A 15,256-nucleotide genomic window follows, 5' to 3' on the forward strand; every position below is an offset into this window, starting at 1 on the left:
AATAGGTGTTAATAGGCAAAAGATTAAATGATCGCTACAAAATTAGGGAAGTCATCGGTGGCGGTGGAATGGCGAATGTTTACCTTGCCCATGACATGATTTTGGATCGTGATGTCGCAGTTAAAGTATTACGGTTAGATTTTGCAAATGATGAAGAATTTATTCGCCGCTTTAGAAGAGAAGCACAATCTGCAACAAGTCTAGACCATCCGAACATTGTAAGCATTTATGATATTGGCGAAGAAGATGATATTTACTATATCGTGATGGAGCATGTTTCAGGAAAAACATTAAAGCAGTACATTCAACAATATGCACCTGTGGAACAATACAATGCAGTTGAAATTATGAACCAACTGACATCAGCTATTTCTCATGCCCATGAGAACGGGATCATTCACCGGGATATTAAGCCGCAAAACATTTTGATTGATGATTACGGGACAGTGAAAGTGACGGACTTTGGCATAGCTATGGCTTTAAGTTCTACTACGATCACTCAGACCAACTCGCTTTTAGGTTCTGTTCATTATTTATCTCCTGAACAAGCAAGAGGAAGTTTGGCAACGAAAAAATCTGACGTTTATGCATTAGGAATCGTTATGTTTGAATTGTTAACAGGAAGATTGCCGTTTTCAGGGGAATCAGCTGTTTCTATTGCTCTAAAGCATTTACAATCACAAACGCCATCTCCAAAACGTTGGAATCCTACGTTACCTCAAAGTATGGAAAATGTTGTATTGAAGGCAATGGCAAAAGATCCACTTCACCGCTATGAATCAGTAGATGAAATGCAGGCGGATGTAATGACGACGCTTGAACCAAGCCGTATGAACGAACCTAAATTTTACATTCCAGATGACGATGAAGAGGCGACAAAGGCAATACCGATCATTAAAGGCGGCTTAAACAATATTACCAATGAAGATGAAACTAGAATTCGTCCACCAGAAAATAAACCTGCAAGCGAGAAGGCAGAAGAACCAACTCCACCTAAAAAGAAGAAAAAGAAGAAATGGGTCATTGCTTTATTAGTCCTGTTTTTATTGCTTGTTGGTGGCGGGGTTGCTGCATTTACTCTTCTACCATCCATGCTTCTACCGAAAGATGTAACGGTTCCTGATGTGTCAGGTAAGGAGTATGACGATGCAGTGAAAGAATTAATTGATTTAGGTTTTGTTTTAGAAGAACCTAAAGAAGAACCAAGTGATGACATAGAAGAAGGAAAAGTAACGAGAACTTTCCCTGAAGCTGGAGAAATAGTAAAAGAAGGCAAAGCAATTACCATCTTTCAGAGCTTAGGTAAGGAAAAAGTCGATATGGCTGATTACTCGGGGCTTCCTGTTAATGAAGCTATTAATAGAATAGAATCAGCAGATTATAATGATTATGAATTAGAAGAAATTCATTCTGATGAAGTACCAGAAGGTGAAGTCATCGGACAAGATCCCGAAGCCGGAGAAAGTGTAGTCCCAGAAGAAACAGTAGTTAAACTCATTGTCTCTATGGGTTCAAGTCCGATAGAACTCGATAATTACCAAGGGTCGTCCATTGAGTTTGCGCAACGACATCTTGCAAGCTTAATGTTAGTTCCAGAAGTTACAAGAGAGTATAATGATTCTGTATCTGAAGGGAATATTATTAAACAGGAGCCTGCACCAGAAGCCCAGGTGAAAAAAGGCGATACCATCAAACTTATCGTTTCTGATGGGCCTCAACCTGGTGATAAGACAGTGGATATACCACTTGAAGTAAAGTATGATCCGGAAGAAGAAGGTGCAGAGCAGACAGTTGAATTATATTTAGAGGACCTTAACAACACTATGAATGATGAACCGAAAGAAACCTTCATTATTACAGAGGACTTAATTACAAGTTTCACGATAACTGTGGCATATAAGCAACAGGCTAAATATCGGGTAGTTGTAGATGGGAAAGAAGTGGAAAATAAAACCATCAACTATGACGACATAGAGTAATTATTAAGGAGTGAGTGTATGCCAGAAGGCAAGATTGTCAAAGCATTGAGCGGCTTTTACTATGTTTTGACAGCGGATGGCGAAATTACCCAATGCAGAGGAAGAGGGGTTTTCCGGAAAAATAAGATAACCCCTCTAGTTGGGGACTCCGTGGTATTTCAAGCGGAGAACGACCAAGAAGGATACATTATGGACGTTTTGCCTCGAAAAAACGAGCTAGTAAGGCCGCCAATCGCTAACATTGATCAAGCAATCCTTGTGTTTTCCGCGATGGAACCTGAATTCAGTACCGTCTTATTGGATCGATTCCTTGTGTTGATTGAATCCAAAGGAGTAAGTCCTTTAATTTGTATCTCCAAAATGGACCTGCTGGATGAAGATGCAAACCTTATGAAGTTCGCCGAGTATTATCGTTCCATAGGGTATGAAGTGCTGTTAACATCTACAAAGGAACCAGAGCAGCTTAAGGAAATTTTGCCATACTTGAAAGATAAGACTTCTGTCATTGCAGGACAATCAGGAGTTGGAAAATCATCTCTTTTAAACGTTTTACGCCCTGAACTAGAATTGAAAACGGATAACATTTCCTCCCATCTAGGGAGAGGGAAACACACAACACGGCATGTGGAGTTGATGGAAATCAACCACGGTTTTGTTGCGGATACTCCGGGTTTCAGTTCATTAGAGTTCCTTGAAATGGAAGCAGAAGAAGTTAAAGATTGTTTTCCTGAATTTGTAGAGAAAAGCCATGCTTGCAAATTTAGAGGCTGTACTCACTTAAAAGAACCAAAATGTGCCGTAAAAGAAGCGGTTGAAAAAGAAGAAATTGCAGAATATCGATATAAACATTACGTTTCTTTTGTAGAAGAGATAAAAGACAGAAAGCCGAGGTACTAAAAATATGATAAAAATCGCCCCTTCCATTCTAAGTGCAGATTTTGCCAGCTTAGGAAAAGACATTACAGATGTGGAACAAGGAGGAGCAGACTATATTCATATTGATGTGATGGACGGACATTTTGTGCCAAACATCACCATTGGCCCATTAATCGTAGAAGCAGTTCGCCCCATCACACAGTTGCCGTTAGATGTGCACCTAATGATTGAGAACCCTGATGCATATATTGCGGATTTTGCTAAAGCTGGTGCAGATATTATCTCTGTACATGTGGAAGCATGCCGCCATCTTCACCGCACCATTCAGCTTATCAAATCACAAGGCGTGAAAGCTGGAGTGGTAATCAACCCAGCTACACCGGTAGAAAGCATCATTCCTATTTTGAATGATGTGGACTTGGTACTTTTAATGACAGTCAACCCTGGTTTTGGTGGACAGGCTTTCATTCACGATGTGTTGCCGAAAATCCAACAGGTTGCAACCTTGGTGGAAGAACGAGGATTGACCATTGATATTGAGGTGGATGGTGGTGTGAATCCTGAAACAGCTCAGCTTTGCGTAGAAGCAGGTGCAAATGTTCTCGTTGCAGGCTCTGCCATTTACAACAAAGAAGATCGCAAACAAGCAATCTCCTCCATCAGGAACAACTTGTCATAATTTTATCTTAGTGCGGAATGCTATTGGTAAATGGTGAGGGAGGATTTCTAAGATGAATATTTCCAAGGATGACCAGGCAATACTGGAACAAGCGTTACATTCCGCATTGGCCAATAGCACCGACTATAACGAGATTGACATGTATGAACAACTGCTAAAGAAATTCTCTGCAGGTGGAGCGGAAATTAAACAACTCGATGGATTCCGTTACGATTATGACGATTCCTCCAGCACGTAAAAAGTCTTCGTATAGAAGGCTTTTTTATATTAAAAAAGAAGAAGGGGAGAGCCATATTGAATATACATATTGTTGCAGGGGGACCGACAGAGAGAATGCCCAAACTGCATGATTGGCAAGGGGAAGATGTGATTTGGGTAGGGGTTGACAGAGGGGTTACATATTTACTTGAACATAATATCTTTCCAGCCAAAGCTTTCGGAGACTTTGATTCCATTACAAGTGAAGAACTTCAAAACATAAAAACTCAACTACCTCACGCAGAGATCTATCCAAGCGAAAAAGATGAAACAGATACAGAACTTGCAGTAAACTGGGCACTTGAACAAAACCCAGCACTCATTAGAATATTTGGAGGAACTGGTGGAAGGTTGGATCACTTTCTAGGAAACATACAGCTTGTATTGAAGGGCCTGGAGAGAACTACATTGATTGAAATCCATGATATTCAAAATAAACTTTTTGCTTGCAAGGAAGGTACATACTCAATTAAAAAAGATGTTTTTTTACCATTTATCTCATTTATGCCCATCACTCCTGATGTAAAAGGCATTACACTAACAGGATTTAAATATCCATTAGAAAAAAAGCATATTCGCTTCGGGGACACACTATGTATTAGTAATGAACTTGAAGTGGAAATTGGTACTTTTTCATTTGATGAAGGCATATTAATGGTGATAAGGAGCCGTGATTATCATCCATTATCCTAAAACGGTCCCAGCGATCCGCTAATTTGCAACCTGAATGAATAATAAGGTAAAAGTTCGGAGGAGGGAATGTAATGAAATTTTATACAATCAAACTACCTAGGTTCTTGGGAGGAATAATCCGAGCGATGCTTGGGTCGTTTAAAAAGGAGTAAAGCACCTGGTTAAGGGTGCTTTTTTTATAAATGTATGGAGTATGCTTGAATGTGGAAGGTTATGGGGGTAACGGGTGCAGATTGGGCAAATGTCCGAAGTTTTGGTGATTTTGACCGAAGTTTTTCAAAAGTTGACCGAAGATTTTGCGAAGTTGACCGAAGTTTTCCGGAAAATGACCGAACCAATTTTTTAAGTGACCGAACGTCACTGTAAAGTTGACCAAACATCCAATTGAATTGTCCGAACCACCTTAAAAATACTAGGGAAAAAGACCGAAGTTGCCAAAATATTGTCCGAACCAATTTTTACATGCTAAAAAGGACCAAAAACATACAATCTAAACTCATTTCGACTAATTTTCAACCGTATACACGATAAAATAGTTATGTCAACCTAGATGTACCCTCATAAATCAACTCAAAGTAAAAAGCGACAGGAAGACTAGCTTCCTGTCGCTTCTTTATGTGCGCATTTATAAATTAAACGCGCTCAACTTTACCTGATTTTAAAGCTCTTGCAGAAACGTATACACGCTTTGGCTTACCGTCTACTAAAATGCGAACTTTTTGAAGGTTTGCACCCCAAGTACGACGAGTAGAGTTCATTGCGTGAGAACGTGCGTTTCCAGAACCAGTCTTTTTGCCTGTGATTACACATTTACGTGCCATGTTCAATTCCCTCCTAACTACAAAGAAACATCATTCAATATTTTCATTAGTAATAAGAAAGTACTTTCTTATTATTGCGAGAAAAACCATACATAAGGTCTACGTCCATAGAAGTACCCTTCTATATCATTTTTCTTTACCAAAATAATCTCTTGAAAATACTTATATAATTTAACATACTACCCCACACTTTGCAATAGTTCTAAGGAAAGCTTTCAAGAAAAAAACCTTGACATACATGTTTTTAGCATTCAGTATAATAATAGTATTATTAGAATAGTACCCGCCTGCTTTTAAAATGAACGTTTTTATAGTAAAATAGCGTGTAGACAAGGTGAAAAATCCAATTGAAGGGGGAACCTTTATGTCCATCGAACTAAAAACATCCTATGGTCAAATAGATATTTCTAACGATGTAGTTGCTACTATTGCTGGTGGAGCTGCAGTTGATTGTTATGGAATAGTAGGCATGGCCTCTAAAAGCCAATTGAAAGATGGGTTATCCGAGATCCTTAGAAAAGAAAATTTCACAAAAGGCGTGATTGTGCGCCAAGAAGAAGATCAGCTACATATTGATATGTACATCATCGTTAGCTACGGGACAAAGATTTCCGAAGTGGCTCACAATGTACAGACCAAAGTAAAATATACCTTAAATCAAATGCTCGGTCTTTCCGTTGATTCTTTAAATATTTATGTACAGGGAGTTCGAGTTACGAACCCGTAATAAGGAGGAAAATTTAGTGTCAATAAAAGTTCTAAATGGGAAACGTTTTGCACAAATGGTCATCCAGGGTGCAAATCATCTATCAAACAACGCTAAAACAGTTGATGCGTTGAACGTTTTTCCGGTTCCAGATGGAGATACGGGAACAAATATGAATCTTTCCATCACTTCAGGAGCGAAAGAAGTGAAGGGCAATGTTTCTGAACATATTGGGAAGGTTGGTTCGGCACTGGCTAAAGGCCTACTTATGGGTGCAAGAGGTAACTCTGGAGTTATCCTTTCTCAATTATTCCGTGGATTCTCAAAGCATATTGAGTCTAAAGAAACGATTACAAGTAAAGACTTTGCACAAGCGCTTGAAACAGGAGTACAAACAGCTTACAAGGCTGTTATGAAGCCTGTGGAGGGAACCATTCTTACTGTAGCGAAAGATGCTGCTAAAAAAGCTGTTGCAGTTGCTAAAAATGAAGAAGATATCATTGTTTTGATGGAAGAGACATTAAAAGAAGCAAATGCTTCTCTTAAGCGCACACCAGACCTGCTTCCTGTGTTAAAAGAAGTAGGAGTAGTGGACAGTGGCGGACAAGGATTAGTTTATATCTATGAAGGATTCCTTGCGGAGCTGAAGGGACAAAGCATTGAAGATATCGTTCCTACTACAACGATGAACGAGCTTGTTAATGCAGAACACCATAAGAGTGTTCACTCTGCCATCAATACAGAAGATATCGAGTTCGGTTATTGTACGGAGTTCATGGTCAAGTTTGAAGAGGAAAAAATGAAAGCTAATCCTTTTACAGAAGAAAACTTCCGTAACGACCTATCTCAATATGGGGACTCCCTTTTGGTTATTGCAGATGAGGAAATTGTAAAAGTACACATTCATGCGGAACAGCCAGGAGATGTTTTGACTTATGGTCAAAAATACGGAAGTCTGATCAACATGAAGATTGAGAACATGAGAGAACAGCATAGCAACCTACTTTTTGAAGAAGATGATTATCCTGCTACAAAACCTGAAGTAAACAAAAAACGTGAGAAATTTGGAATTATCACGGTTGCGATGGGCGAAGGGATCGCTGAGCTATTTAAGAGCATCGGAGCAAAGGCGGTCATTGAAGGCGGCCAGACAATGAACCCGAGCACAGAGGATATCCTTAAAGCGATCAAAGATGTGAACGCTGATAACGTGATTATCCTTCCAAATAACAGCAACATCATCATGGCTGCAAAACAAGCAGCAGAAGTTGCTGATCAAAACGTGGCGGTTGTGGAAAGTAAAACAGTTCCACAAGGAATGGCAGCAATCCTTGCATTTAACCCGACAGGAGAGCTCGCTGACAATGAAGCGACAATGAAAGAAGCTCTAGGCTCTGTAAAAACTGGACAAATTACTTTCGCAGTCAGAGATACAAATATTGATGGTGTTGAAATTCAAAAAGATGATTTCATGGGAATTGCTGACGGGAAAATTGTTCTTACTAACAAAGACAAAAAATCCGCTGCAAAGGAACTACTCACCACTATGGTTGACGAAGACTCCGAAATTCTTACTATCATCTACGGTGAAGATGTAACAGAAGAAGACGTGGAAGATCTTGTGAATGAGTTAGAAGAATCGTATCCGGATGTCGAAGTGGAAGTCCATAATGGAAAACAGCCACTATATTCCTTTATCTTTTCGATTGAGTAGGCTAATATAATATTTGAAAACAAAAGAAGGGCTAACACCCTTCTTTTGTATGTGTATAAAAAGAAAATTTGCTGGTGAATGAAACAGCAAATCGACATAGGGGAGTGGGCAGGCATGAAATATAAAAGTGTATTTGATATTATTGGCCCGATTATGATAGGACCATCAAGTTCCCACACAGCCGGAGCAGCTAGAATCGGGCGTGTGGCAAGAAGCCTTTTCGGCAGGCAGCCAAAGTGGGCAAACATATCGTTTTACGGTTCTTTTGCTAAAACATATAAAGGGCATGGAACAGATGTAGCAATTGTCGGTGGCATACTTGATTTTGATACATTTGATGAAAGAATTAAAACCTCCCTTCAAATAGCAGATTCATTAGAAATTGCCATTTCATTTCATGAAGAAGATGCCGTCACAGACCATCCGAATACAGCAAAAGTTGTAATAGGAGATGAACACGGAGAATTGGAGCTTGTCGGTATTTCGATAGGCGGTGGGAAAATTGAGATTACAGAGCTTAACGGTTTTGTTCTGAAGCTTTCAGGAAATCATCCTGCCTTGCTTGTGGTGCATGATGATCGTTACGGTGCGATAGCTGGAGTTGCCAATGTTTTAGCGAAATTCGCCATTAACATAGGCCATATGGAGGTTTCCCGCAAGGAAAAAGGAAAAACAGCCTTAATGACCATAGAAGTGGATCAGAATATTGATGATGCAGTAATTAAAGAACTAACTGCATTACCTAACATCACTCAAGTTACAAAGATTGTAGACTAGCTTTTAGAATAATAATGATAGCGCTTTCAAACGATGTATAGCTCTTAAGGGGGAAAAATTATGTTTCGTAATGTTGCAGAACTGATTGAATTAGCACAAAGCAGTAATAAGAAAATTTCAGAAATTATGATTGAACAGGAAATGGAATTTACGGGCAGAACACGCGCGGACATTTTTGAACAGATGGACAAAAATCTTACGATTATGGAGCAGGCGGTAGAAAGAGGCCTTGAGGGGGTAAGATCTGTTTCCGGTTTAACGGGCGGAGATGCGGTTCTTCTTCAAAAATATATTGAAAAAGGTAATTTCCTGACAGGTAAAAATATATTAGATGCAGTAAGTAAAGCAGTGGCGACAAATGAAGTAAATGCAGCCATGGGTACAATCTGTGCCACTCCAACAGCTGGTTCTGCCGGAGTCGTTCCTGGAACCCTTTTTGCGGTCAAAAATGTGCTTAATCCGACAAGAGAAGAAATGATCAACTTCTTGTTCACGTCAGGAGCTTTCGGGTTTGTTGTTGCTAACAACGCTTCAATTTCCGGTGCTGCAGGCGGATGTCAGGCTGAGGTAGGTTCCGCTTCTGGGATGGCGGCAGCTGCTATTGTGGAAATGGCAGGGGGAACACCTGATCAATGTGCACAAGCAATGGCCATTACACTAAAAAACATGTTAGGATTAGTATGTGACCCTGTTGCAGGACTTGTAGAAGTACCATGCGTGAAGCGTAATGCAATGGGAGCAGCAAATGCAATGGTCGCAGCAGACATGGCACTGGCAGGTATCACTAGCACCATTCCGTGTGATGAAGTGATTGATGCAATGTACAAGATTGGACAAACAATGCCTACTGCACTTAAAGAAACTGCTCAAGGAGGGTTGGCGGCAACACCAACTGGTCGTGAATTGGAAGCGAAAATATTTGGTGTTCCCTTACAAAAAGGTGACTAATTTATCCGAAATGACAGTAACATCCTTAAAAGGCATAGGGGAAGAGACCGCAAACTCCCTGCATGCAATGGGTATTTTCTCAGTAGAAGACCTGTTGATGCATTTCCCCTACAGATACGAGGATTACAGGCTAAGAGATATATCAGAAGTAAAACATGAAGAGAAAATAACGGTCGAAGGGAAGGTTCATGGGGAACCTTCTCTTATGTATTTTGGCAAAAAGAAATCCAGGCTGACGTTTCGATTTTTTGTCGGCCGTTTTTTAGTAAAGGCGGTATGTTTCAACCGACCATATTACAAGAATAAACTTTCCATTAATGATACTATCACGATCACCGGAAAATGGGATCAACATCGACAAACTATTACGGTCATGGAAATTCATTTTGGTCCATTCATGAAAGAAAGTGAAGTCGAACCTGTTTACTCGGTTAAAGGAAATATTACTGTCAAACAAATGCGAAAGTTTATTAGTAACGCACTGAAAACTTATGGACCCGAATTGGAAAGTGCACTCCCTCCTACACTTTTACAAAAATACAAATTACCCTCAAAAGGGGATTCCATACGAGCGCTACATAACCCAGTCAATCAAGAAACGTTGAAACATGCAAGACGCTATTTCGTTTATGAGGAATTTTTGCTTTTCCAGCTAAAGATTCAAGCATTAAGAAAATACAAACGTGAACAAACAAAAGGACTGGTTCACCAGTTTTCTGATAGGGCGCTAGACCAATTCATCAGCAACTTACCATTCCCGCTTACAGGTGCACAGAATAGAGTGTTAGGAGAAATAGTAGGCGACATGACATCACCTTTCCGCATGAATCGTTTATTGCAAGGTGATGTTGGGTCCGGTAAAACTGTGGTTGCGGCAATTTCTCTATATGCTGCACACCTATCGGGTTATCAAGGGGCGTTAATGGTGCCAACGGAAATACTTGCAGAACAACATGCCCAATCCCTAACAAGTCTATTTAATGAAACACCGGTCAACATAGAGTTGTTAACAAGTTCTGTAAAAGGTAAGCGACGCAGGGAACTATTGGAACGATTGTCTAATGGTGAAATACATATCCTGGTCGGAACTCATGCATTAATACAAGACGAAGTGAACTTTAACAGACTAGGCCTTGTCATTACTGATGAGCAGCACCGATTTGGGGTAGGACAACGAAGGGTGCTCCGCGAGAAAGGCTCCAATCCAGATGTTCTGTTTATGACTGCAACGCCGATTCCAAGAACGCTTGCCATTACAGCTTTTGGTGAAATGGATGTTTCGATTATTGATGAGATGCCAGCAGGGCGAAAAGCAATAGAAACTTACTGGGCGAAACACCAAATGATAGACAGGGTATTAGGGTTCGTGGAAAAAGAGCTGCAAAAAGGTAGACAGGCATATGTCATCTGCCCTCTTATCGAGGAATCGGAAAAACTGGACGTGCAAAATGCTATAGATGTGCACGATATGCTAACGCATTACTACCGAGGAAACTGGAGTATTGGGTTAATGCATGGGAGGTTGAATTCTGATGAAAAAGAAAAAGTCATGGAAGCTTTCAGCAAAAATGAAGTGCAACTGCTTGTTTCGACGACCGTTGTAGAAGTTGGTGTTAACGTACCAAATGCGACGATGATGGTAATCTATGATGCAGAACGTTTTGGTCTTTCTCAATTGCATCAACTTCGCGGCCGTGTTGGACGAGGCAGTGAACAATCTTACTGCATTCTGCTTGCAGATCCGAAATCAGAAGTCGGAAAAGAACGCATGAAAATCATGACAGAAACAAACGACGGTTTTGTGCTTTCAGAGAAGGATCTGGAACTCCGGGGACCTGGGGATTTCTTTGGCAGAAAACAAAGCGGGGTCCCTGAATTTAAAGTAGCAGACATGGTCCATGATTATCGCGCTCTCGAAGTAGCGCGACAGGATGCCTACGATCTTCTTTACTCTGAAAGCTTCTGGGTGGATGAGGAATATAAAGGGTTAAGAGAAATGATCGAACACTCGGGGATTTTAGATGGTGACAAGTTGGATTGATAGAGGCAGTGTGAAGCCATTTTAGCAGGCTTTCTCTGCCTTTTTGTTTCGACGTCACGAAATTTTGTCTTGCAATATGCATTTTATGTATATATACTACTATTAGTACCTAGTCATAATAGTTCGGATGGTGTGTATTTTATGAGACGAAACAAAAAGGAGCGCCAGTTATCTTTAAAAGATAAGATACAAGAGAACCCTTTTATAACAGATGAAGAACTTGCAGATTTTTTTCAGGTCAGCATCCAAACAGTTCGGTTGGATCGTCTGGAGTTAAACATCCCTGAGTTAAGGGAAAGAATTAAGAACGTGGCTGCACGGACACTTGAAAAAGAAGTGAAATCTTTGCCTCTTGATGAAGTTATCGGTGAAATAATTGACCTTCAATTAGATGAGAGCGCGATTTCCATTTTCGATGTCCAAAGTGAGCATGTCTTTAAGCGAAATCAAATTACACGTGGGCATCACTTGTTTGCGCAGGCAAATTCTTTGGCAGTTGCCGTCATCAATGATGAACTGGCGTTAACGGCAAAAGCTACCATTCGATTTACACGACCTGTTAAATTGGGTGAAAGAATTGTGGCAAAAGCCTTTGTTAGTAAAGTAGATAAAGAAAAAGGTAGAACAACTGTAGAAGTGAAAAGCTCCGTTGGCAGTGAAAAAGTCTTCCATGGTGAGTTTGAAATGTTTCGCTCTACAAGTTCTTGATTAAAGGCAGGTTATAATGATGAGAATTGCCATTGATGCAATGGGTGGCGATCATGCACCAAAGACAATAGTAGAAGGTGTCATGAAAGCTGTTGAAAAATATAGTGATGTTACCTTCACCCTTGTTGGAGATGAAAATAAGATCCGACCTTACTTAACGAATGAAAAACAAATAACGATTTTACATACAGATGAGGTAATTTCTGGAGATGAGGAACCAGTCAGGGCAGTTCGCCGCAAGAAAAACTCCTCGATGGTCCTAATGGCTAAAGAAGTAAAAGAGGGACGGGCAGATGCTTGCATTTCAGCTGGGAATACGGGAGCATTAATGACGGCAGGGCTATTGATTGTCGGCAGAATAAAAGGAATCGAGCGTCCTGCATTATCACCAACTTTACCGACCGTTGATGGAAAAGGGTTTGTTATGCTGGATGTTGGAGCAAATGCGGATGCAAAGCCTGAACATTTATTCCAATATGCATTAATGGCATCCATTTATGCAGAAAAAGTTCGCGGTGTTAAGGCTCCTAGAGTAGGTTTATTAAATGTAGGAACAGAAGATAAAAAAGGGAATGAGCTGGCTAAAGCTGCTTTTGAATATATCAAAGAATCCAATGCTGTTCATTTCATCGGAAATGTGGAAGCAAGGGACCTTTTAAATGGTGTAGCTGATGTCGTGGTAACGGACGGGTTTACCGGAAACATTACGTTAAAAGCGATTGAAGGAACCGCACTTTCTGTTTTTGATATGTTAAAAGAGGTGCTGACAAGTGATCTGAAAAGCAAGCTTGCAGCTGCAGTTTTGAAGCCGAAACTAAAAACAATCAAAACAAAAATGGACTATTCCGAATACGGTGGTGCGGCTCTATTTGGCTTAAAGGCACCAGTCGTCAAAGCGCATGGTTCTTCAGATGACAATGCTGTATATAATGCTATACGTCAAACACGCGAAATGCTTCAAAAAGATATGGTTGGTACCATTGCGCGGACTATTGAAAAAATGGAGTTTGTGACTAAACAAGAGAACGGGGGAGAATAATGGGGAAGGTTGCATTTGTTTTTCCAGGACAAGGCTCACAAATTGTTGGCATGGCTCAGGAATTAGCCACTGAACATAAAGAAGTTCAAACGGTAATGAAAATAGCGGACGAGAAATTAGGCTACAAACTATCATCTTTAATGTTTGAAGGGCCTCAAGAAGAGCTCACGCTAACATACAATGCCCAGCCGGCGCTTCTGACATCGAGCATCGCTATCTTGCAAATGCTGAAACAAGCAGGTATTAATGCTGACTACACGGCTGGACATAGCCTTGGTGAATATTCTGCACTTGTCGCAGCAGAAGCCATTAGCTTTGAAGATGCTGTCTATACAGTTCATATGCGCGGAAAATATATGGAAGAAGCAGTTCCAGCTGGTGTGGGATCCATGGCTGCTGTGCTTGGTCTTGAAGAAAATTTATTGAAGGAAGCTTGTGAAGAGGCATCTAAAGAAGGTGGACCTGTTCAACTTGCAAACTTAAATTGTCCAGGTCAGATTGTCATTTCTGGTTCCGCACAAGGTGTGTCACTAGCATCTGAAAAAGCGAAGGAAAAAGGCGCGAAAAGAGTAATTCCTCTAGTAGTTAGCGGCCCTTTCCATTCCAGTCTAATGAAACCGGCAGCTTCCAAACTAGAAGATACATTATCCTCGATTGCAATTAATGACGCAACAATACCCGTTATTGCAAATGTGGACGCAAATGAAATGAAAAGTGCTTCAGAGATACCCGTGAAACTTGTGGAGCAGCTCTACTCTCCTGTTCGATGGGAACAATCTGTAGAGAAACTGATAGAACTTGGAGTCGATACGTTTGTTGAAGTGGGGCCGGGGAAAGTGCTTTCAGGTCTCATCAAAAAAGTAAATCGCAGAGCAACGACCATTCCAGTCTACGATAAGGAAACACTTCAAAAAGCAATGGATCACTTTAAAGGGGAGGACTCTACAAATGCTTAAAGGAAAAACAGCCGTTGTAACAGGGGCGTCCCGCGGAATTGGACGTGCCGTTGCACTTGAATTAGCAGAGCAAGGTGCAAATGTAGTTGTAAACTATTCAGGTAGCGAAGCAAAAGCTTACGAAGTAGTGGAAGCCATTAAAGAAATGGGTAGCGAGGCGATCGCAGTTCGTTGTAATGTGGGGAACATGGAAGACGTACAAGCGATGATGAAAGAATCACTTACCCAGTTTGGCACCATTGATATCCTCGTCAATAACGCCGGTATCACACGCGATAATCTTCTAATGAGAATGAAAGAAGACGAGTGGGATGATGTAATCAACATCAATCTAAAAGGTGTATTCAATGCAACAAAAGCAGTAACCCGTCAAATGATGAAGCAACGATCCGGCAGAATCATCAACATTGCGTCCATCGTAGGTGTAATGGGAAATGCAGGGCAAGCAAACTACGTAGCGGCAAAAGCGGGTGTGATTGGCCTTACTAAATCAACAGCACGCGAATTAGCTTCTCGCCATATTACCGTCAATGCCATAGCGCCGGGTTTCATCACAACCGATATGACGGATAAATTAACAGAAGAAGTAAAGGCAGAAATGCTTAAACAAATCCCACTTGCACGATTCGGAGAAGCAAAAGACATTGCCTCTTTCGTATCTTTCCTTGCATCCGAAAAAAGTGCCTACATCACTGGCCAAACCCTCCACGTAGACGGTGGAATGGTGATGTAATCTATGGTTTTGATGATTTTAGCTGTTGATTGTAGCAAAAGGCGAAGACTCCTGAGGGAGCTAGCACTAGGTGGAGACCCCGCAGGCGTAGCCGAGGAGGCTCCAGCAGTGCCCCTAGGAAAGCGAAGCCATTTGCGGAAATCAACAGCGGTGTTTAGTGAAATTTTAAAATTAAGGTCTTTTTCAGTTGCTTCAGGCTTGCCGAGGAGGCTCCAGCAGTGCCCCTAGGAAAGCGAAGCCATTTGCGGAAATCAACAGCGGTGTTTAGTGAAATTTTAAAATTAAGGTCTTTTTCAGTTGCTTCAGGCTTGCCGAGGAGGCTCCAGCA

General features: G+C 40.9%; 16 protein-coding genes. 15 read left to right on the top strand and 1 reads right to left on the bottom strand.

Annotated elements, in window-relative coordinates; genetic code table 11:
* Positions 1-5 precede the first annotated feature (5 nt).
* From pknB to spoVM, 6 genes are all read left to right on the top strand, one after another.
* A complete protein-coding gene (gene pknB / locus AAV98_RS12205; RefSeq protein WP_060665852.1) occupies positions 6-1,979 on the top strand; it encodes a Stk1 family PASTA domain-containing Ser/Thr kinase in 1,974 nt (657 codons plus the stop codon).
* An 18-nt stretch (positions 1,980-1,997) separates the two neighbouring features.
* Positions 1,998-2,876, top strand: a complete 879-nt coding sequence (gene rsgA / locus AAV98_RS12210) for a ribosome small subunit-dependent GTPase A (RefSeq protein ID WP_060665853.1) — start codon at positions 1,998-2,000, stop codon at positions 2,874-2,876.
* A 4-nt stretch (positions 2,877-2,880) separates the two neighbouring features.
* Complete coding sequence (gene rpe / locus AAV98_RS12215) at positions 2,881-3,534, top strand: ribulose-phosphate 3-epimerase (protein ID WP_060665854.1); 654 nt, start codon at positions 2,881-2,883, stop codon at positions 3,532-3,534.
* 52 nt (positions 3,535-3,586) lie between these two features.
* Complete coding sequence (locus AAV98_RS12220) at positions 3,587-3,772, top strand: hypothetical protein (RefSeq protein ID WP_060665855.1); 186 nt, start codon at positions 3,587-3,589, stop codon at positions 3,770-3,772.
* Between the two features lie 56 nt (positions 3,773-3,828).
* On the top strand, positions 3,829-4,485 hold the full coding sequence (locus AAV98_RS12225) for a thiamine diphosphokinase (protein WP_060665856.1): 657 nt from the start codon (positions 3,829-3,831) through the stop codon (positions 4,483-4,485).
* A 71-nt stretch (positions 4,486-4,556) separates the two neighbouring features.
* A complete protein-coding gene (gene spoVM / locus AAV98_RS12230) occupies positions 4,557-4,637 on the top strand; it encodes a stage V sporulation protein SpoVM (protein WP_060665857.1) in 81 nt (26 codons plus the stop codon).
* Between the two features lie 480 nt (positions 4,638-5,117).
* Here the strand turns inward: spoVM and rpmB are convergent, their stop codons facing one another.
* Positions 5,118-5,306, bottom strand: a complete 189-nt coding sequence (rpmB, locus tag AAV98_RS12235) for a 50S ribosomal protein L28 (protein WP_010193132.1) — start codon at positions 5,304-5,306, stop codon at positions 5,118-5,120.
* Positions 5,307-5,670: 364 nt separating this feature from the next.
* On the opposite strand from rpmB, the gene AAV98_RS12245 reads away from it, so the two are divergent.
* The 9 genes from AAV98_RS12245 (at position 5,671) to fabG (ending at position 14,928) form a co-directional block, all read left to right on the top strand.
* Positions 5,671-6,033, top strand: coding sequence for an Asp23/Gls24 family envelope stress response protein (locus tag AAV98_RS12245; RefSeq protein ID WP_010193134.1), 363 nt, complete (start codon positions 5,671-5,673; stop codon positions 6,031-6,033).
* Positions 6,034-6,049: 16 nt separating this feature from the next.
* Positions 6,050-7,726 carry a DAK2 domain-containing protein gene (locus tag AAV98_RS12250; protein ID WP_060665859.1) on the top strand — a complete coding sequence of 559 codons (1,677 nt, stop codon included), beginning with the start codon at positions 6,050-6,052 and terminating at the stop codon, positions 7,724-7,726.
* Between the two features lie 114 nt (positions 7,727-7,840).
* Positions 7,841-8,503, top strand: coding sequence for an L-serine ammonia-lyase, iron-sulfur-dependent subunit beta (gene sdaAB / locus AAV98_RS12255; RefSeq protein WP_060665860.1), 663 nt, complete (start codon positions 7,841-7,843; stop codon positions 8,501-8,503).
* A 60-nt stretch (positions 8,504-8,563) separates the two neighbouring features.
* A complete protein-coding gene (gene sdaAA, locus AAV98_RS12260; protein WP_060665861.1) occupies positions 8,564-9,451 on the top strand; it encodes an L-serine ammonia-lyase, iron-sulfur-dependent, subunit alpha in 888 nt (295 codons plus the stop codon).
* Entirely contained in the window at positions 9,444-11,492 is a 2,049-nt protein-coding gene (gene recG, locus AAV98_RS12265) for an ATP-dependent DNA helicase RecG (RefSeq protein WP_082380883.1), read from the top strand. The genes sdaAA and recG overlap by 8 nt, the downstream gene beginning before the upstream one ends.
* A 141-nt stretch (positions 11,493-11,633) precedes the next feature.
* Complete coding sequence (fapR, locus tag AAV98_RS12270; RefSeq protein ID WP_010193141.1) at positions 11,634-12,200, top strand: transcription factor FapR; 567 nt, start codon at positions 11,634-11,636, stop codon at positions 12,198-12,200.
* A 19-nt stretch (positions 12,201-12,219) separates the two neighbouring features.
* Positions 12,220-13,239 (top strand): phosphate acyltransferase PlsX, encoded by a 1,020-nt coding sequence (gene plsX / locus AAV98_RS12275; RefSeq protein ID WP_060665862.1) that lies wholly within the window; start codon positions 12,220-12,222, stop codon positions 13,237-13,239.
* Positions 13,239-14,195 (top strand): ACP S-malonyltransferase, encoded by a 957-nt coding sequence (gene fabD / locus AAV98_RS12280; RefSeq protein WP_060665863.1) that lies wholly within the window; start codon positions 13,239-13,241, stop codon positions 14,193-14,195. The genes plsX and fabD overlap by 1 nt, the downstream gene beginning before the upstream one ends.
* Positions 14,188-14,928, top strand: a complete 741-nt coding sequence (gene fabG, locus AAV98_RS12285) for a 3-oxoacyl-[acyl-carrier-protein] reductase (RefSeq protein ID WP_060665864.1) — start codon at positions 14,188-14,190, stop codon at positions 14,926-14,928. Before fabD ends, fabG begins: the two co-directional genes overlap by 8 nt.
* The last annotated feature ends 328 nt before the right edge of the window (positions 14,929-15,256 follow it).

Source organism: Bacillus sp. CHD6a, from assembly GCF_001293645.1.
Lineage (GTDB): Bacteria > Bacillota > Bacilli > Bacillales > Bacillaceae_I > Sutcliffiella_A.

Excerpts from the sequence above, each read along its gene's own strand:
- rsgA (WP_060665853.1), top strand. The coding sequence starts at position 1,998 with ATGCCAGAAGGCAAGATTGTCAAAGCATTGAGCGGCTTTTACTATGTT.
- rpe (WP_060665854.1), top strand. The coding sequence starts at position 2,881 with ATGATAAAAATCGCCCCTTCCATTCTAAGTGCAGATTTTGCCAGCTTA.
- AAV98_RS12220 (WP_060665855.1), top strand. The coding sequence starts at position 3,587 with ATGAATATTTCCAAGGATGACCAGGCAATACTGGAACAAGCGTTACAT.
- spoVM (WP_060665857.1), top strand. The coding sequence starts at position 4,557 with ATGAAATTTTATACAATCAAACTACCTAGGTTCTTGGGAGGAATAATC.
- rpmB (WP_010193132.1), bottom strand. The coding sequence starts at position 5,306 with ATGGCACGTAAATGTGTAATCACAGGCAAAAAGACTGGTTCTGGAAAC.
- AAV98_RS12245 (WP_010193134.1), top strand. The coding sequence starts at position 5,671 with ATGTCCATCGAACTAAAAACATCCTATGGTCAAATAGATATTTCTAAC.
- sdaAB (WP_060665860.1), top strand. The coding sequence starts at position 7,841 with ATGAAATATAAAAGTGTATTTGATATTATTGGCCCGATTATGATAGGA.
- sdaAA (WP_060665861.1), top strand. The coding sequence starts at position 8,564 with ATGTTTCGTAATGTTGCAGAACTGATTGAATTAGCACAAAGCAGTAAT.
- fapR (WP_010193141.1), top strand. The coding sequence starts at position 11,634 with ATGAGACGAAACAAAAAGGAGCGCCAGTTATCTTTAAAAGATAAGATA.
- plsX (WP_060665862.1), top strand. The coding sequence starts at position 12,220 with ATGAGAATTGCCATTGATGCAATGGGTGGCGATCATGCACCAAAGACA.
- fabD (WP_060665863.1), top strand. The coding sequence starts at position 13,239 with ATGGGGAAGGTTGCATTTGTTTTTCCAGGACAAGGCTCACAAATTGTT.
- fabG (WP_060665864.1), top strand. The coding sequence starts at position 14,188 with ATGCTTAAAGGAAAAACAGCCGTTGTAACAGGGGCGTCCCGCGGAATT.